Genomic DNA, 19,866 nt, shown 5'->3' with positions numbered 1-19,866 from the left:
TATGACGATTTCCTATTCCCGCTGGCCCGACGATTTTGCGGCCCGCTACCGTGAAAAAGGCTACTGGCTTGATCTGCCCTTAACGGATATTTTAACTCGCCATGCCGACAGCACGGAAACGGCGCTGATCGAAGGCGACCGTAAATACAGCTATCAGCAACTTGAGAGCGCCAGCACCCGTCTGGCGGCGGCCTTACAGCGTCGCGGCCTGAAGTGCGGCGATACCGCGCTGGTGCAGCTGGGCAACGTGGCCGAATTCTATATCGTGCTGTTTGCACTGCTGAAACTCGGCGTCGCGCCGGTCAACGCGCTGTTCAGCCATCAGCGCCAGGAGCTGGACGCCTACGCCAGCCAGATTGAGCCTGCTTTGCTGATCGCCGATCGTCAGCACGCGCTGTTCGCCACCGACGACTATCTGCAACCGCTGCGCCAGCGCTATCCGTCGCTGCGTGAGGTGGTGCTGCGCAACGCTCGTGAGGACGATACCTCGCTTGCGGCCTTAATTGACGAGGCGCAAGGCGAGTTTGTCGCTGCGCCTTCCGCCGCTGACGAAGTCGCGTTTTTCCAGCTTTCCGGCGGCAGTACCGGCACGCCCAAGCTGATCCCGCGTACCCATAACGACTACTACTACAGCATCCGCCGCAGCGTGGAAGTCTGTTGCTTTAACGAAAAAACCCGCTATCTCTGCGCTTTGCCCGCCGCGCACAACTATCCGCTCAGTTCGCCGGGCGCCTTCGGCGTGTTTTATGGCGGCGGCCTGGTGGTGCTGGCAGGCGATCCGAGCGCCAACCTTTGTTTCCCGCTGATTGAAAAACACCAGATTACGGCGACGGCGCTGGTGCCGCCAGCGGTCAGCCTCTGGCTACAGGCGATTCAGGAGTGGGGCAGCAATCGGGCGCTTGGCTCGCTCCAGCTGTTGCAGGTGGGCGGCGCGCGCTTAAGCGAAGCGCTGGCGGCACGCATTCCGGCAGAAATCGGCTGCCGGCTGCAACAGGTCTTCGGCATGGCGGAAGGGCTGGTCAACTATACGCAGCTGACCGACGACGAGTGGCACATCTTCTCGACGCAGGGCACGCCGATGAGCCCGGACGATGAGGTCTGGGTTGCGGACGAGCAGGGCAATCCGCTGCCGCAGGGCGAAACCGGACGGCTGATGACGCGCGGCCCGTACACCTTCCGCGGCTATTACCGCAGCCCGGAGCACAACGCGCAGGCCTTTGACGCCAACGGCTTCTATTGTTCCGGCGACCTGGTCTCCATTACGCCGGACGGCTATATCTGCGTGCAGGGCCGCGAAAAAGATCAGATCAATCGCGGCGGCGAGAAAATTGCCGCTGAAGAGATCGAAAACCTGCTGTTACGCCACGAGGCCATTCTGCACGTTGCGCTGGTTTCGATGGAGGACAGCCTGCTGGGCGAAAAAAGCTGCGCCTTTATCGTGGGCAAACGTCCCGTGCGCGCCGTGGAGATCCGCCGCTATCTGCGCGAGCTTGGCGTGGCGGACTACAAGCTGCCCGATCGTATTGAAACCGTTGACGAACTGCCGCTGACGCCCGTCGGTAAAGTGGATAAAAAACGCCTGCGTCAACAGCTGGCCGCCAGCCAGACCAACTGAATTCCGGAGAAAAAATGACTATCCCTGCACTAAAAGCCTATGCGCTGCCTGCCGCCGCCGACCTGCCAGAAAACAAGGTCAAATGGACGTTTGAACCTGCCAGGGGCGCGCTGCTGATCCACGATATGCAGAACTATTTTATTAATTTCTGGGGCGAAGACTGCCCGATGATCAAACAGGTCATCAGCAATATCGCCGCGCTGCGTGAATACTGCCGCCAGAACGGCATTCCGGTTTACTACACGGCGCAGCCTAATCATCAAAGCGATAAAGACCGCGCGCTGCTGAACGATATGTGGGGGCCGGGGCTGAATAAACATCCGGAGCAGCAGAAAGTCGTAGCCGAACTGGCGCCGGAAGAGGGTGACGAAGTGCTGGTGAAATGGCGCTACAGCGCCTTCCATCGCTCGCCGCTGGAACAGCACCTGAAAGAGACCGGCCGCGACCAGCTGATTATCTGCGGCGTGTACGCGCATATCGGCTGCCTGACCACCGCTATCGATGCCTTTATGCGGGATATCCAGCCCTTTATGGTGGCGGATGCGCTGGCTGACTTCAGCCGCGATGAGCACCTGATGGCGCTGAAATACACCGCCGGTCGCGCCGGGAAAGTGGTGCTGACGGAAGATCTGCTGCCGGTGCCGCTGAGCATGGCGCAGCTGCGCGCGCTGGTGCAGCCGATGCTGGATGAGGACGAAACGCCGGAAGAGGATGAGAACCTGATCGATTACGGCCTGGATTCGGTGCGCATGATGGCGCTGGCGGCGCGCTGGCGTAAAGTTTACGGCGATATCGATTTTGTGATGCTGGCGAAAGAGCCGACGCTGGCGGCCTGGTGGCGTCTGCTGTCGCGGGAGCGCGCATGAGCCTCGATTTTACCAATAAACATATTTGGGTAACCGGTGCCGGTAAAGGCATTGGCTATGCCACCGCGCTGGCCTTTCACGAGGCGGGCGCGACGGTAGTCGGGCTGGATCTCGCTTTCCCGCAGGCCGATTACCCGTTTCAGACCGTGGAGCTGAACGTGGCCGACGCGCAGCAGGTAAAAGCGGTATGCCAGCGGCTGCGGCCGGAAACGCCGCGACTGGACGTGCTGGTCAACGGCGCGGGCATTCTGCGGATGGGCGCGACGGATGAGCTGGACGTGGCGGACTGGGAAGCGGTGATGGCCGTCAACGTCGGCGGCGCGTTTAACCTGTTCCAGCAGACCATGCCGTGGTTCCGCGAGCAGCGCGGCGGCGCTATCGTCACCGTGGCGTCGGACGCTGCGCACTGTCCGCGCATCGGCATGTCGGCCTACGGCGCGTCGAAAGCGGCGCTGCGCAGCCTCAGCCTGACGGTTGGCCTGGAGCTGGCCTCTTTCGGCGTGCGCTGCAACCTGGTGTCGCCAGGCTCGACCGATACCGATATGCAGCGCACGCTGTGGAAAAGCCCGGATGCCGAGCAGCAGCGCATTCGCGGCTTCGCGGAGCAGTTTAAAGTCGGTATTCCGCTGGGCAAAATCGCCCGGCCAGAGGAGGTTGCCAGCACCATCCTGTTCCTTGCGTCCGATCAAGCCAGCCATATCACGATGCAGGATATTGTGATCGACGGTGGCAGCACGCTGGGGGCGTAATGACAAAATCTATCTGGAAGCGCCAGCTGAGTCTGGATGAGCTTAACCGCATGGGCGACGGATCGATGGTCGCCCATTTGGGCATGACCTTTACGCTGCTGGAAGAGGCCAGGCTGGAGGCGACCATGCCGGTCGATGCCCGTACGCAGCAGCCTTTTGGCCTGCTGCACGGCGGCGCGTCGGTCGCGCTGGCGGAAACGTTAGGATCGATGGCCGGCTTTTTGACCAGCCAGGAAGGGCAGTGCGTGGTCGGCACGGAGATTAACGCCAGCCACCATCGCGCCGTGACCGGCGGCCTGGTGCGCGGCGTGTGTCAGCCGCTGCATCTGGGCAGAAGCCAGCAGGTCTGGGAAATCGCTATCTATGACGACAGGGACAGGCGCTGCTGTACCGCAAGATTGACCACGGCGCTGCTGGGCTAATTTTCGGCCCGCCGCCGCAAGACAGCGCGTCGGGCCGCTTTACCTCTGATCATTCAGTTACATGGAGAGAATATGAACGCTACCTTCAGCCGTGGAAAAGGCTACCTGTTAACGCTGGCGCTGTTTGCCGCCGCGATCCCCGCCCACAGTGAAACCGCTGAACCGCTGCGCCAGGCCGTTGCCAAAGGCGCTTATGAAATGGCTTACAGCCCGTCGCAGCAGGCGCTGTATGTGGCAACCTCCGGCAGCCGCCAGCTGGATAAGGGCGGCGTGGTTTACCGCCTCGATCCGCAGACCCTGGCCATTACTCAGGCGATCCACAACGACCTCAAGCCCTTTGGTACGGCAATCAACAATAAAACCGACACGCTTTTTGTCGGCAACACGCTGGACAGCACGGTCACCGCGATCGATGTAAAAAGCGGTCAGGTAAAAGGACGTCTGGTGCTGGATGCGCGTCCGCGCAGCGAAAATTTCCGTCCGCTGGCGCCGCGTGAGCTGGCGGTAGATGAAAATACCAATACGGTTTATATCGGCGGCGTGGGCGAAGAGAGCCGCATCTGGGTGGTGGATGGCGATAAGCTGACGCTGCGCCATACGCTGGAGGGCTTAGGCAAGCACGCTACCGGCCTGACGCTGGACACCGCCGCGCACCGCCTTTACGCCACCGGCGGCGATAACGAACTCTTCACTTTCGACACCGCCAGCAACAGGCTGCTTGGCAAAGTGAAGCTGGCAGAGGGCGAGCACTTCTTTCTGAATATCAGCCTGGATCCGGCCACGCATCGCGCCTTTATCACCGACTCTAAGCAGCCTGAGCTGCTGGTGGTGAACACCGAAGACGGCAAGGTCATACAGAAGGTCGCCGTGCCAAAATCGCTGGCGGTGCTGTTTAATCCGCAGCGCAATGAAATTTATGTGACCCACCGTGAGGCGGGCGAAGTCAGCATTATTGACGGCAAAACCTATAAAGTTGTCAAAACCCTTAAGGCGCCGACCCATCCAAACAGCCTTGCGCTGTCGCCGGATGGTCAGACGTTGTATATCTTCGTTAAGCAGGCTTCTTCCCGCAAACAGGAAGCCGCCGCGCCTGACGAGGTGATGCGCGTCGCGCTGTAATCCGTTGCCCCGATCGCTGACGTCGGGGCTTTATCTTTACGTTTCCGTTCAAAAAGCGACCTTGTCAGTAATGATGGTTATGTTATATTGATCATAACTACCATCACCAAGGATAAAGCTATGAGCGCCATTCCGGTTTCTTCAGGTATCGCCACGCTGGTAGGCACTCCGAAAGAGATCCAGGCCCGTTTAAATAAGTCTCAGGCCGATCGCGTATTGGCCATGACCTTTGTTCATCAACAGCCGGGCGTGGTCGAGACGTTAACGGAAAACATTATGAACATGACCGTTTCTTTGCTTGAGGTGCTGCGGGAGCGTCAGGAGCAGTCATCGCTGGAGCGGCTGGCGGAAATCATGTTGCCGTCGGCGCCGGTCTCGCCAACGCTGCTGAAAGAAGCCGCTATGCTGATCCAGGCCCGTAAGGCCGTACTGGAAAGCGGAGACTGGCTGACGGCGGCAGAAGTGGCCGGGCTGGCCGGGTTCAGCGCGCGCAACCCCAGCGCGCAGCCGCATAAGTGGAAAAAACAGCAGCAGATTTTTACCATTCAGCATCACGGTATTGATTACTATCCTGCCTGGGCTCTGGCGGCGGACACCGGGTTCCGGCCCTGTAAGGCGCTGGCGGAAATCATAAAAATCTTCACCGATAGCAAGGACGGTTGGGGAATGGCCTACTGGTTTCGGGCCGACAACAGCGCCCTGGGCGGCAGGCGTCCGCAGGATTTGCTGCTCAGCAGCCCGGAACAGGTAATAGAAGCAGCGAAAGATGAGGTAGAAGGCGTTGAACATGGCTAGCTCTGCCGATGCTTTACTGCTTCCCGCTCCCACGGCAGAGCTTGCTGTTACCCTGACGCTCCTTAACGCCGGTGAAAAGCTACACCGTATCCATCTGGATAAATATCAAGCGACGCAGTTTAATCCGGGCCTTAAAGGCAACGCGCGATTCAGCCCCATTAAAGATGAGAAAGATCGCGCTATTCCCACGCTGTATGCCGGTACGACGTTTTCCTGCGCGCTGATGGAAACGCTGTTTCACGACGTTCCGCATACCGCCGGGTTCAAAAGCATGGACAAGGCAAAGTTTACCGGCCAGCAGCACTCGGTTATTGAGGTAACGGAAGCGCTGAGGCTGGTGGATTTACGCAGCCTGGCTTTACACAAGCTCGGCCTGAAGCGTAGCCAGCTAATCGATACCGAAAAAGATTGCTATCCGGCCACCCGAAAATGGGCCGAAGCTATTTATTGCCAGTGTCCGCAGGCGCAGGGATTGCTCTGGATATCCAGACAGGATGACGCGGCGCGCGCCATCGTGCTTTTTGGCGATCGCCTCGGCGTAAAAACGCTACGGCCCACGGGCGTTTCCCGTTCTCTGCTACAGGATCACGGCACCTGGTTTAAAGTGCTGGAGCTGGCAGAACGCATAGCGCTGACCATTGTGCCCGCACGGCATTAATCGGCTTCTTTCCTGTCTGCCATCCTGCTTTTGCTTTAAAATCGTCGCTGGTACAAATCTTGTCATCAATTGCCGTTAAAACTTGCCGTTTTAAAAAGGATGAATGCAATGAAAGAAAGATTTCCGCAAGGCTTTATGTGGGGCGGCGCGACCGCCGCGAATCAGGTAGAAGGCGCCTACAACGAGGATGGCAAAGGGCTTTCCATCGTGGACGCCATTCCCGGCGGCAAGTCCCGCCTGGCTATCGTTTCCTCGCCTGATTTTGATTTCACCCTCGACCCTTCCCGCTACACCTATCCCAACCATAAAGGCATCGATCACTATCACCGCTTCCGCGAGGATATCGCGCTGTTTAAGGAGATGGGTTTTAAGTGCTATCGCTTCTCCATTGCCTGGACCCGCATCTATCCAAACGGCGTTGAGAAGCAGCCCAACGAAGCGGGCCTGCGTCATTATGATGAGGTGATTGCTACCTGTCTTGCGCACGGCATCGAGCCGGTTATCACTCTTTCCCATTATGAAATGCCGCTGCATCTCGCCACCGAATTCGGCGGCTGGAAAAATCGTGAAGTCATTGAGCATTTTGAACGCTTTGCCCGGACGGTGCTGGAACGCTACGGCCAGAAAGTAAAGTACTGGATGACCTTTAACGAGATCAACAGCGCGGTACATTTCCCGATGATGAGCCAGAGCCTGACGGTAAAAACCGGCGCGCTGGATCCGCAGGCGAAGTTCCAGGCGTGGCATAACCAGTTTGTCGCCAGCAGCATGGCGGTGAAAATCGCGCACGAAACCAATCCCGCCATTCAGATTGGCTGCATGATTATCTACGCTACCGCCTATGCCTTTGACTGTAACCCGCTTAATCAGCTGGCCACGCTGAAAGAGATGCAGTCGTTTAACTTCTACTGCGCCGACGTGCAGGCAAAGGGCGACTACCCTTATTACGCCAAAAGCCTGTGGAAATCGCTGGGCGTGACGCTGGATATCCAGCCGGGCGACATGGCGTTAATCAAAGCGCATACCGTGGATTACATCGGCTTCAGCTACTACATGTCCACCACCATCAATAAAACCGCGGAAGCGGAATCCGCTCAGGGCAATCTGCTGGGCGGCGCGCGTAACCCGTTCCTGGAGGCCAGCGACTGGGGCTGGGAAATCGATCCTGTCGGCCTGCGCATCGGGCTGAATCAGCTCTACGATCGCTACCAGAAGCCGCTGTTTATTGTCGAAAACGGCCTGGGCGCCATTGATAAGCCTGATGAAAACTTCCGGGTGGAAGACGACTACCGCATCAACTATCTGCGCCAGCATATTGAAGCGATGGCGGAAGCGATTGACGACGGCGTCGAGCTGATGGGCTACACGCCGTGGGGCTGCATCGACCTGGTCAGCATGTCCACCGGCGAAATGAGCAAGCGCTACGGCTTTATCTATGTCGATCTGGACGACACTATCTCCGGCACCGGCAACCGCTATAAGAAAAAATCGTTCTACTGGTATCAGAAGGTGATTGCCAGCAACGGCAGCGATCTGGAGTAGGGTATGGGCCGTACAAGATCTGTTCTGTACGGCCCAACGCCGCCGGCGTCAGAACGATAGCCGCTCTTTTAGCTCGTTAACGAAAGAGACATCATCCAGTTCTGCGCTCAGTTCATGACGAATAGCATTGCTGAAATTACCTGAACCCTCGCAGCTGTGATGATAACCATGTGACAGCCAGTTCCAGCTACCCAGGGTGATGTAGCGTCCGTCAACAACCAGCAGTTTTTCGTGCGTCCCTTCCGGCAGGCGGATGACATTCTCTTTACCCAACTGGTCGCAATACTCTGCAACCAAATCGTTATCGTTATCTTCGCCCCGATCCAGCCGCTGATGATGATAGCCATAACAGACTTTTACCGTTATGCCGCGACGCTGTGCGGCCACCAGCATCGCTAATTCCGGCCGCTGCCAAAGGCCGCCGCGTCTTATCCATGGCGTTACTACCAGCAGTTCCTGTTCGCAAGTGGCCGCCTTAGCGGCAAAAGCCGCAATATGCTCACAATCTTTATAGTATCGCTGTAGCCGTGGCGTCTGGCTTATCCGTTCGAAATCGGGGTGTTGGCTACCTTGTTCAAGGAGAAAATCATCGGCCAGCGTTTGCGCCACTATTGCCAGATAGCCACCAGCCTGCTTCAGGCGGCGGTAATTTCCCACTACGATAAATTGTTGCCTGGCTCGGGATACGACGACGTTCAGCATATTGGGCGCATCGTTCTGAAAACCTTCTTTATCCAGAGGATGAAAAATGACCGGACTATAAATAATGACTTCAAAACCTACGCCCTGAAACTGATGAACTGTCCCGATACAGTTTTTTTCCCAGTGGTTCATTCTTTTAGCAAAACGTTGGACCAGTAAAGACTTTTGATTGCTGTAAGGCGTCACAATGCCTACGTCGGCGCACAGGTCGTAACCTGCGTCTTCAAGTTTATCCAGCAGCTGGCCAATGGCTTCCGCCTCATCGAGATTGGTATTGGCGACGCGGCCTTTCTGGCCTTCCACGCTGTAAAACATCAGATGATGACCGCCCGCCTTTTCAAAAGCCTGGGCTATTCTTTTATCAGGTGGCGCCGTTTCTACCGTGACGCCTTGATAGCCCGCCACGCGCGTGAACAGCCTGGCTATAGGTAACTGACAGCGGCGATGCTCGTCCAGAATTATACCATTGCCTATATCGCCAGCACGGCCGGTAGCGCTGCCAGCTGCCCGATGATAGGCGGTGACGGTGGCAGGCGAGACTCGCTCATAAAGGAGATTATTGGTAGCGAAATGACGCTGGCGTAACAGCTGTTGCGTTCCTTCAGAAAGCGTACGGATAGGTTCGATTTGCAAAGGATCACCTACAATCATCGCTTTTTCGCTGCGGCTCAGTAACGGTACCAGCGACTCTGCCGAAATCATGCCCGCCTCATCACAAAGCGCCAGTGCCCAAGGCTTATGGCCTTTCAGTTCGCTGAGTTTAGCGTATCCCGCCATTTTGTAAGCGGAGACCAGCGTGGTCGCCATGATCGGATAAACCAGCGACAGCGCGCTATAAAAATCATCCAGCCTCTCCAGCCAGCGGTAGTAGCCTGCGCCTGTTTTCTGACGAGATATAAGCGCGCGCCAGTGCGTGACTACCTCTTCCAGATCGTGTTTACGTTTCAGCTGTTCCTGCCAGAGATAACCTGTAGCATCTGCAAACATTTCACGGTGTTGTCGGATAAAGCGTTTACGTAAAATGTCGCACCAGCTGCCTTCAGGATAACGCTGCGCATGTTCGTCGATGTAGTGCTGCGCCAATTCAACCCTGCGCTGTAACGTCATTAATTCAGCAATTTCTTTTTCCAGCGCGTCCAGGGTTATCAGTTCTTCAGGATCCGGTTCAGGCGTCAGCAACAGCTTTAGTAACTGAACGGCTTCTTTGTCTGCCGATAGGTTTGCGCCAGCGTCTGCCAGTTCGACTAGCTGCTGGTGGGAAAACTCAATAAGCATCATTCGCTGATAGCTATCAGCATAGCGTGCGCGCATCTTATCGCAGCGAGTCTGATATTTGCCTGTTAAAACACGCGCCAGTAAATGTCGGATGCCCTGGCGTGGATAATCATGGTAATTTTTTTCCAGCACTGGGCGCAGCGGGTCGTCCAGCCAGGCGACGATAGATTGCCAGTTATGCGGCAGTGGCCAGGTTGACTCAATCTCCATGGCCAACTGCCATGCCTGCTTACGCCGCCGTTTTGCTTCAATAAACGCCTCTTTTTGTAGTTCAATAGCCAAATCAAGCGAAAAGAGATCGTCAGACTGCGTGACCAGCAGAGGAGGGAAATTGGCTGCCTTGACGAAAAAGTTCGCTACTTTCGTTGCTAAAGCAGCCTTTACTTCCGTGATATCGGTCGTCGGGAATCCACAGTCGCTTATACTCTGTAACGTGCAGGCCTTATGGTTAATATATTCTTGATAACACGCGTTAATTTGCTGGCGGTGCTGGTTTAAACTTTCCAGAAAGGCCTGCTGACGTTCCGGCTCATAGCTTCCCTGTCGCCAGCGGTCTATTAATCTTTCCAGGCGAGAAAATTCTTGTTGTATCTGTTTATTTGAGCCGCCCTGAAACCATAGCCAGTCAAGATTCTGAGTAACCGGATCTTTACGAAGATCGTCGATAATATTTTCTACGGCTTTGATAGCCGTTGAGGTCACCAGCATACCGCAGTTGCGATCCTGACCATCGGCGATGGCGAGAGCCCGCTCTACGAGCTTTTGTGCAATCAGTGATTTAAAAAGCGTGGTTTTACCGGTGCCTGGGGCGCCCTGAACTGCGATCAGCCGCTCCTCCTGATTTATCGCCTGTATCGCCTGCATCTGGCCATGGCCCAGAGGATACTTTTGCTCAAACAAGCCATGGGTAGGCAAATCAAAACAGGCGGGAGCTTCATCCGCTGAATGCTCATAAGTCAAATACTGTTCCAGCAGAGGAAAAGTCCCCTCGGGCTTATCGCAGAGCCACTGATAATCCTTACCGTCGCGTTGGGTAGTAAAATCTTCATTATGTAACGGCGCGATAAGAGCATTGAAAGCCGTTTCAGGCGTCTGGCGCTGTTGACTAATCCACTGTAGCAATCCCTCAAAAGCAGCGTAAAAACCCTCATACTTATGGCCGGTCAGCGCGCTGACGATGCTCATCATATGCCGGTTTTCTCCCAGCTCTGCCAGCTCAATAGAAAACGTATTGCGGAACGCAAAAGGGAAGGCGCTGACCTGCTGACCATCATTTACCGGGATCAGCAGCGTATTGTCTTGCGAGGTAAAAAAGGATTTAGGAACAGGGAAAGAGAAAAGCGGCAGATATTTCGCATTAGCGTTACCATTTTCTGCATCAACGCAGCGTATGATGGGGAAAAGAAAGCTAATGGGTTCGATATGACTGATATAACCTTTATCATCATACTTAACGAAGCGTCGACGCCAGCTTTCGGCCATTTCCGCAGGGATAGTCAGGCGGACGCCGGACTCTTCGTCGCGGCAGTGCTGTCTGGTAATAAAAAGCTGTTGATATTCGTGCACCTTACTCGCAGGTATTTTACTTTTTTCTGCGCCACTATGCTGGACATAGTCTTGCCAGGCAGTAAGGATAAGGTTAGAAGTATTATTCATTAGAAGAGGCAAATCCTTGTAGGTCTTTGTCCTGTCAAATTGCATTTCAGGCAGAATATCACAAAATAACAGCGGCTTTCAGCCCGCAATTTTTTTTAGCGCGCTGCGGCTTTATAGCTAAAAGGTAAGGGGGATTTATACAAGCGTGCAGAGAAGCCACGCTATCGCAGCAAGCAAAAGCAAAAAGCCTGCTTACGTTTTTCACGCAGGATTTTCAAATCAAACCCTCTGCCTGAACCCGACCCGACGATACAAGAATTCATTGTTCTGCGGGCTGAAATATAAGCAAAGCTTGGAGTAAGGCTTACATTCACGCTATGTCGGATTGTTGCTACGAAAACGCTTACTCACAAGGATGAAAAGCGTCGTTATCGATAGTGAATGATTGGCGGCATTCTGGCAGACCACGGCTTAGGCCGACGGATATAGAATCCGGGCGTGCTGACCTCTCAGGCGAATGCAGCAGCAGGCTTGACGATAACGGCCCAAATGAAAATGCGAAACAGTAAAAAGCCCGCTCAGGTAACCCTGAGCGGGCTTTTCAAATCTGGCTCCTCTGACTGGACTCGAACCAGTGACATACGGATTAACAGTCCGCCGTTCTACCGACTGAACTACAGAGGAATTGTTGGGACGGGGCGCATAATATCTATAGCGATTTGCGATGTCAAAGCCTGTTTGCACTTTTTTCGCTGACTGCTGCATTAATCGGCAATTAAGCGGCGGGCATCGCCCGACGCGAAAAACGCCGTCGGCCAGGCTTTGCGTAGCGCCTCGCAATCCGTGAATGTAACCACTGAATAACGCAGCAATTTTCGTCAGCATGATCACGTTTATTTCATTTTCACATTGTTCAGACGGATTTTGAAATATACATTCCATCGACGCGCCTCGTTCACCCGTAAGGAACCCCAATGAAAAAAGTCAGGATAGGTTTGATCGGCACCGGCTATATCGGACGCTGTCACGCGATTGCTTATGCGCAGGCGGCCACCGTCTTTGCGCTGAAAGGCGAGATCGTGCGCGAGATGGTGGCGGAGGTCAGCCCGGCGGTCGCCAAAGCGCAGGCCGCAGCGCTGGGTTTTGCCCGCTGGACAGGGGACTGGCGCGAGCTGGCGGCAGACCCGGCGATCGACGTGGTGGATATCTGCGCGCCCAATTTTCTGCACAAAGAAATGGCGCTGGAGGCTATCCGCCACGGCAAGCATGTCTATTCTGAAAAGCCGCTGGCGCTGAGCGTGGCGGATGCCGAGGAGATGACGCGGGCCGCCGCGCAGGCCGGGGTGAAAACGCTGGTGGGCTTTAATTATATGAAAAACCCTACCAGCCAGCTGGCGAAAGAGATTATCGCCAGCGGCGAGATAGGCGAGGTGGTGCATTTTTACGGCACGCATAATGAAGATTATCTCGCCAGCCCGCAGGCACCGCTGGACTGGCACTGTCAGAAGGCGCTGGCCGGGCTGGGCGCGCTTGGCGACCTGGGCGCGCATATCGTTAATATGGCGCATTATCTGGTAGGCGAAATCCGCGAGGTTTCTGGCGATATGCAGACGGTGATCGGGCAACGTCCCGATGCGAAAAATCCCGCCGTGCTGCGCGAGGTAGAAAACGAAGATCAGGCCAGCGCGCTGCTGCGCTTTGCCAACGGCGCGCACGGCGTGATTGAAACGTCGCGTATCGCCTGCGGCAGCAAAATGGGGCTGACCTACGTGGTGACCGGCACGAAAGGAGCGATCCGCTACAGCCAGGAGAGAATGGCGGAACTGGCGCTTTATCAGCATGAGGACGCCGCCGGACGACAGGGGTTTAAAACCATTCTGACCGGCCCGGCGCATCCTGATTATGCTGCCTTTTGCATTTCTGCCGGACACGGCATCGGCTTTAACGATCAAAAAACAGTGGAAATCCGGGATCTAATCAACGGCATCGCGGCGGGCGATCCGATGTGGCCAGACTTTGCCGAAGGGCTACAGGTATCGAAAGTGTTGGAGGCGATAGCCGTTTCTGCGCTGGAGCGTCGCTGGATTGAGGTGCAGGGCACGTCCCGGTTTTAATGCGGCGTTTTTATGCTTTTTCGCCGGAGATAAGAATGACCACTTTAGCGATACCAGCTGCTGGCTTTGGCGACATCAGTCTCTGACAGGCGGAGGCTTCTACCTCCGCCCTGTTGCTCAGCGGAACGGCGGCTCGTTAAAGGTACGAAGCTTACGCGAATGCAGCTTATCGCCCTCCGCGCGCAGCAGATCTATCGCGCAGATGCCAATCTGTAGATGTTCAGAGATCGCGCCTTCGTAAAAACGGTTAGCCTGGCCGGGCAGCTTGATCTCACCGTGGATCGGCTTATCGGAGACGCAGAGCAGCGTGCCGTAAGGCACCCGAAAGCGATAGCCCTGGGCCGCGATGGTGGCGCTTTCCATATCCACCGCTACCGCGCGGCTGAGGTTAAACCGCAGAGCGGAGGCGGAATAGCGCAGCTCCCAGTTGCGATCGTCCGTCGTCACCACCGTGCCGGTACGCAGGCGCTGTTTAACTTCTTCGCCCGGCATGCCGCTAACCTGTTTGGTGGCGTCAAACAGGGCGCGCTGCACTTCGGCAATGCTCGGTACCGGAATATCCGGCGGCAGTACCGCGTCCAGCACGTGATCGTCGCGCAGGTAAGCGTGAGCCAGCACGTAGTCGCCAATCGTCTGGCTTTCACGCAGGCCGCCGCAGTGGCCAATCATCAGCCAGGCATGCGGACGCAGCACCGCCAGATGATCGCAGATGGTTTTCGCATTGGAGGGGCCAACACCGATATTAATCAGCGTAATGCCCTGGCCCTCTTTGGCAATTAAATGCCAGGCCGGCATCTGGTGGTTTTTCCACGCCAGGCCGGAAATAGTGGTCTGGGGATCCGGCGTTTCGGCAGTCACGCAGATATTGCCCGCGCAGGAAAGAGCTTCGTAAGGCGAATCCGGATCTGCTATCTGCTCGCAGCTCCAGCGCACGAATTCGTCAACGTAGCGGGTGTAGTTGGTAAACAGCACCCACGACTGAAAATGCTCGACCGGCGTGCCGGTATAGTGACGCAGTCGCGCCAGTGAAAAGTCGGTGCGCAGCGCGTCAAAATGCGACAAAGGGAACTTTTCGCCCGGCTGGTAAAGGCCGTCCGCGTTCTCATCGCCAATTTGCGCCAGCTCGGTAGTCGGAAAATGCTGCGCCAGCCCGGCGCTCATGCTGCGATCCAGCCCCAGGTTGGAGCCGTCGATAACGTAAGGGAAAGGGATCTCCTGCTGCGAAGGCCTGACTTCCAGCGTTACCGGATACTCGCTGCAAAGCATGGAAAGCTGTTCGGAAAGATAGTGGCGAAACAGCGCGGGGCGGGTGATGGTGGTGGCATAGCTGCCGGGGCGGGTAAAACGGCCAAAGGCGCGCGACAGCTTGTGGCCCGCCGCATCACCCTGCCAGCTGACGCGCAGCTCCGGGTAAACAAACAGGCCGGCGGCGCGGCTGGCCGCATCCGGCAAGGTGCCTTCGCTGACATAGGTGGTAATCGCCTGGCGCAGCGCGCTGACCGCTGCTTCGTACAGGTCATCCAGCTTATCCAGCGCCTCGTCTACGGTTAATCCTGATGGTGGCCGCGTCATAAGTCTCTCCTGGGCGGTTATTGTTTTCTTAACAGCATGTTAGCTGAAATAAAGCGTGCGCGCTCAGGCGCAGTCTGAATTCATCCCCACAGGGGATAATTTGCGCTACGCTGGTAGCCCCGAACGTTAATAAGGGGAATGGGATATGGATAAGCATGAGCACAGGGAAAAAACGATCGGCGTTCTGGTTATCGCGGCCGGTCAGGGACAGCGGTTTACCGAAGCGGGTGGCGCAACCGATAAGCTCCAGGCGGCGTTCGCCGATGCGTCAGGGCTGGTAAAATCGGTGTTTGTTCACAGCTGCCAGGCGGCGCAGCAGAGCGGCCTGCCGGTATGCGTGGTGACGCGGCCCGCGCAGCAGGCCATCCGGGACTACTGCGAGCAGCAGGGCATTCCGACGGTGCTGGTGGAAAATACCCGCATGGGCGAATCGATCGCCGCCGGCGTTCGCCAGACGGCGGCATGGGACGGCTGGCTGATCCATCTGGCCGATATGCCCTTTATTTCTGCGGCCACGCTGCGGCTGGTAGCCAGTAAAGTGGTTGAGGAGGGGATCGTGCGCCCCGTTTTTCGCGCCAGTCCGGGGCATCCGGTGGGGTTTGGCCGCTGCGCTTTCAGGGCGCTCAGCGCCTTGACCGATGAGCAGGGCGCACGCAGCCTGCTGGTGCAGTTTCCCCTGTATACGATTGAGCTACAGGATACGTCAATTTTGCAGGATATCGATCTGCCTTCACAGCTGCCAGCAGGAGAGAGCCCTGCTGTCGCTCAACGATCGGGTTATGCGCCAGGCGCTGAGCTGGACTAAAGATCGGCCCGTCTGGCTCTGTATCGTCATCAAAACCTGGGGATCGTCGCCTTGGGCAGTGGGATCGCTGCCGATCGTTGACGGGGGCGGTGCGGTTTGCGCCGGTAGGGCTGGCGATCGGCAGCAAAACGCCAGCCGAAACAGCGCTGGCGCCGCATAAAAATCGCGGGCCGTTTGCCAGCCCGCCTGCGGTTATAACAGCTTGTCCTGAGTGATGGGTAAATCGCGGATGCGTTTGCCGGTGGCGTGCCAGACCGCATTGGATATGGCGGCCGCCACGCCGACGATCCCCAGCTCGCCGACCGCTTTGCCGCCCAGCACGGTAGCCAGGTAATCCGGCTTGCCAACGTCAATCGTGGTCAGTTCAGGGATATCCGCGTTGACCGCTATCAGATAGTCGGCCAGGTTGGCGTTGGCTATCCAGCCGTCGCGATCGTCTATCTGTCCCTGCTCCAGCAGCGCCTGGCCAATGCCCATCACCATGCCGCCAATCCACTGGCTTTCTGCCAGCTTAGGATTGTAAACCCGGCCGGAATCAAAGGCGCCGACCATTCTTTTAACCCGCACCGTGCCGAAGTCTTCATCTACTGCGACTTCGACAAAGATAGCGCTCCAGCTGTGGGCCGACACGCCGCCATCGGTAGGCGGCAGCATCATAGTGGAAGTACGATCCGCTTTGTTGCGATCTTCCTCGCTGGCGGTTTTATCGAAAGTGTCCTGATGCGCTACCAGCTTTTCGCGGCCGCTAAGCTTCAGCAGCTCGGCAAAGCTAATCCGTAATCCCGGGCTGTTGCTCAGCCAGAGATAACCGTCGGCCAGCGAGAGAGCGGAAGGCGGCTGCTGCCACAGCGGCGATTTCTCCGTGGCAGTCGCCAGCGTTATCAGCCTATCGCGCAGCGCCTGCGCGGTCTTATGCACCGCGCCGGTCAGCAAATTCGCCAGCTGCGAACCGCCCGCAACCGGCGCACGGGGCAGCAGCGTATCGCCAAGCGACACGGTGATGCTTTCCGGCGCAACCAGCAGCACGTCCGCCGCCGTCTGCGCCAGAATAGTGTAGGTGCCCGTGCCGATATCCACCCCGCTGCTCTGCACCTCAATACTGCCGTCAGCGGACAAAACAATCTGCGCCTCGCCGGGCGTACGGCGTACCGGATAGGTACCGGAAGCCATTCCCCAACCGATCAGCTGGCGGCCTTCGCGCAGGCTGCGCGGCTCAAGAGGACGTTTACTCCAGCCAAATGCGTCGGCGCCCTGTTGATAAGCCTCGCGCAGCTGGCGAGAGCTCCAGGGGATCCTGGCCTGCGGATCCTGCTCCGCATAGTTTTTCAGGCGCAGCGCCAGCGGATCCATTTTTAGCGCCCACGCCAGCTCGTCCATTGCCACTTCCAGCGCAAAGGCGCTCGGGTTTTCGCCCGGCGCGCGCATCCAGCTTGGATTGACGGTATTCAGGTGGATCAGCTTGTGGTGCGATAAAAAGTTTGGCGAGGCGTACATCAGCGCCGTTACGGAATTACAAGGCTCCTTGTGCACATCGTTCAGCGCGGTTTCGTTCCAGCTGTCGTGCACGATAGCCTGTAACAGCCCGTCACGGTTGGCGCCCAGCGCCAGCTGCTGATGCGTGCGCGGCCTGCCGCCGAAAGCGGTAAAGGTCTGCGGCCGGGTCAGCGCCAGTTTAATCGGCCGGTTAAGCTCGCGCGAGGCCACGCAGGCCAGCGCGCTATGCGGCTGTATCCCGCCTTTGCAACCGAAGCCGCCGCCGACAAAGGGTGAAATCACGCGCACCTTGTCGTGATCTATCGCCAGCCATTCCGATACTACCTGACGCGCGCCGCCCGGCCACTGGCTCGGTTCCCACAGCGTCAGGCTGCCGTTTTGCCAGTGCGCGATACAGCCGTGCGGCTCAATGGGCGAGTTATATTCTCTGGGCGTGGTATAGATGCCGCCTACCTGCACCTCCGCCTGGGTCAGCGCAGGGATGGCGTCGCCCCAGTCAATCGTTAACGCATCCACCGTTTCTGGTTTAGCGTTGGGGTGGGTCGGATGCACCACAGGCGGCTGTTGTTCATATTCCGTCTCAATTAGCGCGGCGGCCTCGGTGGCCTGCTCCAGCGTTTCGGCCACGACCAGCGCAATATGCTGACCGTTCCACAAAACCTTATCGTCCTGCAACGGCAGAAAAGCCTGCGCCGCCGCGCCGCCTTCGCCAAAGGTTTTGGCTGAATGAATGGTTAATCCGCTTTCGTGGTTATACACCGCCAACACGCCGGGCGACTGGCGCGCTCGCTCGGTATGCATCGCGGTAATACGTCCATAGGCGATGGTTGACTGAACCACTACCGCGTAAGCGAGATTATCCAGCGATTTTTCGACAGCGTAGGTCGCCAGCCCCTGAATTTTCAGCCTGCCGTCGGCGCGATCCAGCGGGCTGCCTAAAGCCTGCTGACGACCGATCGAAGACGTTTCGAGCGTGCTCATACCAGACCTCCCACGGTCATCAAAGCCCTGGCGATAACGCGAGGCGCAAGAATAATTTTGTGCCCGTTATGCTGGCGGGCAATGGCGCCTTCCGTCACTTTTTCCGCCGCTTTGCGCAGCGTTTTCTCCTCCAGCCGCTGGCCTTTCAGCGCCTGCTCTACCTGGTAAGCGCGCCAGGGTTTGGTTGCCACGCCGCCCAGCGCGACGCGTACCTCTTTGATGGTCAGGTTATCTTCTTCCATCTCCAGCCCTACGGCCGCGCTGGCAGCGGCGAATTCGTAGGAGCTACGATCGCGCACTTTAAGGTAGTGCGAGCGGGCCAGCGCGGCGCTACGCGGCACCGTCAGGCTGACGATCATCTCGCCAGGCGCGAGCTGGTGTTCAAGATCGGGACGATCGGACGGCAGGCGGAAAAAATCGGTAACGGGAACGGAACGCAGTTCGCCCGCGCTGTTTTGCAGGTTCAGCACCGCGTCGAAAGCGGTCAGCGCCACCGCAAAATCGCCGGGATAGAGCGCGATGCAGCTGTCGCTGGTGCCCAGCACCGCATGATTATGATTCAGGCCGTTCAGCGCGGCGCAGCCGGAACCGGGGTTGCGCTTGTTGCAGGCGGACCAGGCCAGCGGATCGCGAAAATAGCTGCAGCGGGTGCGCTGTAGGATATTGCCGCCCAGCGAGGCCATATTGCGCAGCTGCGCCGAGGCGGCGAGCGAAAGGCTTTCCGCCAGCGCGGGCGCAAAAGTTTTTACCGTTTTGCTGTCGGCCGCCTGGCTCATCTTTACCAGGGTGCCGAGCGTCAGCTCACCGTCGCTGAGCGTAATATCATGCAGATCCTGCAAATGCGTAATATCCACCAGCGTGGCGGGACGCTCAACGCCGCACTTCATCAGATCCAGCTGCGTCGTGCCGCCGGCGAGAATGCGCGCCTCTGGCTGGCTGGCCAGCGTCGTGGCCTGGCTGACGTCGGTCGCGCGTTGATAGTTGAACGATCTCATGATGTGGCCTCCTGGCTCAGGCTGGCCGCCGCGTCCTTCACGGCTTTGACGATATTGGGATAGGCGCCGCAGCGGCATAAATTCCCGCTCATATATTCGCGGATTTCGTCATCGGAACGGGCATGACCTTCTTTGATGCAGGCGACGGCCGACATGATTTGGCCGGAGGTGCAATAGCCGCACTGGAAGGCATCGTGGCGCAGGAAAGCGGCCTGCACCGCGTGCAGCGTCCCGTCCGGCGCGGCCAGGCCTTCAATGGTGGTAATATCTCTGCCCGCCGCCTGGGCCGCCAGCGTCAGGCAGCTCAGCACGCGTTCGCCGTCGATATGCACGGTACAGGCGCCGCACTGCCCCTGGTCGCAGCCCTTTTTTGAGCCGGTTAAACCAATATGCTCCCGCAGCGCATCCAGCAGGGTAGTGCGCGGATCGACCATCAGCTGACAGCTTTCACCGTTGACGGTGAGCTGCAAAGGATAAAGTTGAGTCATTGTCGTCTCCAGATTGGGGAGGTCACTGACAGTGTGCGCAGCGCTTACTCATGTCGACACTGCCTCATTGCTCGAAAT

At 57.4% G+C, this 19,866-nt stretch carries 16 protein-coding genes and 1 tRNA gene; 11 read left to right on the top strand and 6 right to left on the bottom strand.

Annotated elements, in window-relative coordinates:
• The first annotated feature begins 1 nt into the window (after nucleotide 1).
• The 8 genes from ACVWZ0_RS14420 (at nucleotide 2) to ACVWZ0_RS14385 (ending at nucleotide 7,766) form a co-directional block, all read left to right on the top strand.
• A complete protein-coding gene (locus ACVWZ0_RS14420; RefSeq protein ID WP_253460231.1) occupies nucleotides 2–1,615 on the top strand; it encodes a (2,3-dihydroxybenzoyl)adenylate synthase in 1,614 nt (537 codons plus the stop codon).
• A gap of 14 nt (nucleotides 1,616–1,629) precedes the next feature.
• Complete coding sequence (locus ACVWZ0_RS14415) at nucleotides 1,630–2,481, top strand: isochorismatase (protein WP_253460234.1); 852 nt, start codon at nucleotides 1,630–1,632, stop codon at nucleotides 2,479–2,481.
• Complete coding sequence (dhbA, locus tag ACVWZ0_RS14410) at nucleotides 2,478–3,230, top strand: 2,3-dihydro-2,3-dihydroxybenzoate dehydrogenase (protein WP_253460237.1); 753 nt, start codon at nucleotides 2,478–2,480, stop codon at nucleotides 3,228–3,230. The genes ACVWZ0_RS14415 and dhbA overlap by 4 nt, the downstream gene beginning before the upstream one ends.
• A complete protein-coding gene (locus ACVWZ0_RS14405; RefSeq protein WP_253460240.1) occupies nucleotides 3,230–3,652 on the top strand; it encodes a hotdog fold thioesterase in 423 nt (140 codons plus the stop codon). The genes dhbA and ACVWZ0_RS14405 overlap by 1 nt, the downstream gene beginning before the upstream one ends.
• A gap of 72 nt (nucleotides 3,653–3,724) precedes the next feature.
• A complete protein-coding gene (yncE, locus tag ACVWZ0_RS14400; RefSeq protein ID WP_253460243.1) occupies nucleotides 3,725–4,771 on the top strand; it encodes a 7-bladed beta-propeller protein YncE in 1,047 nt (348 codons plus the stop codon).
• A 120-nt stretch (nucleotides 4,772–4,891) separates the two neighbouring features.
• Nucleotides 4,892–5,566: an antitoxin Xre/MbcA/ParS toxin-binding domain-containing protein gene (locus ACVWZ0_RS14395; RefSeq protein ID WP_253460245.1), complete on the top strand. Its 675-nt coding sequence runs from the start codon at nucleotides 4,892–4,894 to the stop codon at nucleotides 5,564–5,566.
• Nucleotides 5,559–6,224: an RES family NAD+ phosphorylase gene (locus ACVWZ0_RS14390; RefSeq protein ID WP_253460248.1), complete on the top strand. Its 666-nt coding sequence runs from the start codon at nucleotides 5,559–5,561 to the stop codon at nucleotides 6,222–6,224. Before ACVWZ0_RS14395 ends, ACVWZ0_RS14390 begins: the two co-directional genes overlap by 8 nt.
• A 108-nt stretch (nucleotides 6,225–6,332) precedes the next feature.
• Nucleotides 6,333–7,766 (top strand): glycoside hydrolase family 1 protein, encoded by a 1,434-nt coding sequence (locus ACVWZ0_RS14385; protein WP_301289684.1) that lies wholly within the window; start codon nucleotides 6,333–6,335, stop codon nucleotides 7,764–7,766.
• 48 nt (nucleotides 7,767–7,814) lie between these two features.
• Here the strand turns inward: ACVWZ0_RS14385 and ACVWZ0_RS14380 are convergent, their stop codons facing one another.
• Both ACVWZ0_RS14380 and ACVWZ0_RS14375 read right to left on the bottom strand, forming a co-directional pair.
• A complete protein-coding gene (locus ACVWZ0_RS14380) occupies nucleotides 7,815–11,399 on the bottom strand; it encodes an AAA domain-containing protein (protein ID WP_253460255.1) in 3,585 nt (1,194 codons plus the stop codon).
• 548 nt (nucleotides 11,400–11,947) lie between these two features.
• Nucleotides 11,948–12,023, bottom strand: a tRNA-Asn gene (locus tag ACVWZ0_RS14375).
• Between the two features lie 290 nt (nucleotides 12,024–12,313).
• On the opposite strand from ACVWZ0_RS14375, the gene ACVWZ0_RS14370 reads away from it, so the two are divergent.
• The gene (locus tag ACVWZ0_RS14370) at nucleotides 12,314–13,453 is read left to right on the top strand and encodes a Gfo/Idh/MocA family protein (RefSeq protein WP_253460258.1); all 1,140 of its coding nucleotides are present in this window, start codon (nucleotides 12,314–12,316) and stop codon (nucleotides 13,451–13,453) included.
• A 117-nt stretch (nucleotides 13,454–13,570) separates the two neighbouring features.
• Here the strand turns inward: ACVWZ0_RS14370 and ACVWZ0_RS14365 are convergent, their stop codons facing one another.
• Nucleotides 13,571–15,025 carry an AMP nucleosidase gene (locus tag ACVWZ0_RS14365; protein ID WP_253460262.1) on the bottom strand — a complete coding sequence of 485 codons (1,455 nt, stop codon included), beginning with the start codon at nucleotides 15,023–15,025 and terminating at the stop codon, nucleotides 13,571–13,573.
• Nucleotides 15,026–15,170: 145 nt separating this feature from the next.
• Between ACVWZ0_RS14365 and ACVWZ0_RS14360 the strand changes: the two genes are divergently transcribed.
• Together ACVWZ0_RS14360 and ACVWZ0_RS14355 are read left to right on the top strand one after the other, a co-directional pair.
• Entirely contained in the window at nucleotides 15,171–15,830 is a 660-nt protein-coding gene (locus ACVWZ0_RS14360; RefSeq protein ID WP_253460265.1) for a nucleotidyltransferase family protein, read from the top strand.
• Nucleotides 15,805–15,990 (top strand): XdhC family protein, encoded by a 186-nt coding sequence (locus ACVWZ0_RS14355; protein ID WP_253460269.1) that lies wholly within the window; start codon nucleotides 15,805–15,807, stop codon nucleotides 15,988–15,990. The genes ACVWZ0_RS14360 and ACVWZ0_RS14355 overlap by 26 nt, the downstream gene beginning before the upstream one ends.
• A 32-nt stretch (nucleotides 15,991–16,022) precedes the next feature.
• Here ACVWZ0_RS14355 and ACVWZ0_RS14350 read toward each other — a convergent pair whose 3' ends face one another.
• Genes ACVWZ0_RS14350 through ACVWZ0_RS14340 form a run of 3 tightly spaced genes read right to left on the bottom strand, consistent with a single transcriptional unit; the run spans nucleotide 16,023 to nucleotide 19,788 of the window.
• A complete protein-coding gene (locus ACVWZ0_RS14350; RefSeq protein WP_253460272.1) occupies nucleotides 16,023–18,305 on the bottom strand; it encodes a xanthine dehydrogenase family protein molybdopterin-binding subunit in 2,283 nt (760 codons plus the stop codon).
• Nucleotides 18,302–19,300 carry an FAD binding domain-containing protein gene (locus tag ACVWZ0_RS14345; protein ID WP_253460275.1) on the bottom strand — a complete coding sequence of 333 codons (999 nt, stop codon included), beginning with the start codon at nucleotides 19,298–19,300 and terminating at the stop codon, nucleotides 18,302–18,304. The genes ACVWZ0_RS14350 and ACVWZ0_RS14345 overlap by 4 nt, the downstream gene beginning before the upstream one ends.
• Entirely contained in the window at nucleotides 19,297–19,788 is a 492-nt protein-coding gene (locus tag ACVWZ0_RS14340) for a (2Fe-2S)-binding protein (protein WP_125288063.1), read from the bottom strand. The genes ACVWZ0_RS14345 and ACVWZ0_RS14340 overlap by 4 nt, the downstream gene beginning before the upstream one ends.
• Between the last annotated feature and the right edge of the window lie 78 nt (nucleotides 19,789–19,866).

The sequence above is a fragment of the Erwinia sp. TECH1 genome (genome assembly GCF_054057575.1).
Note: the sequence above shows the minus strand (reverse complement) of the source record. Positions and strands in the feature narration are given on the sequence as shown.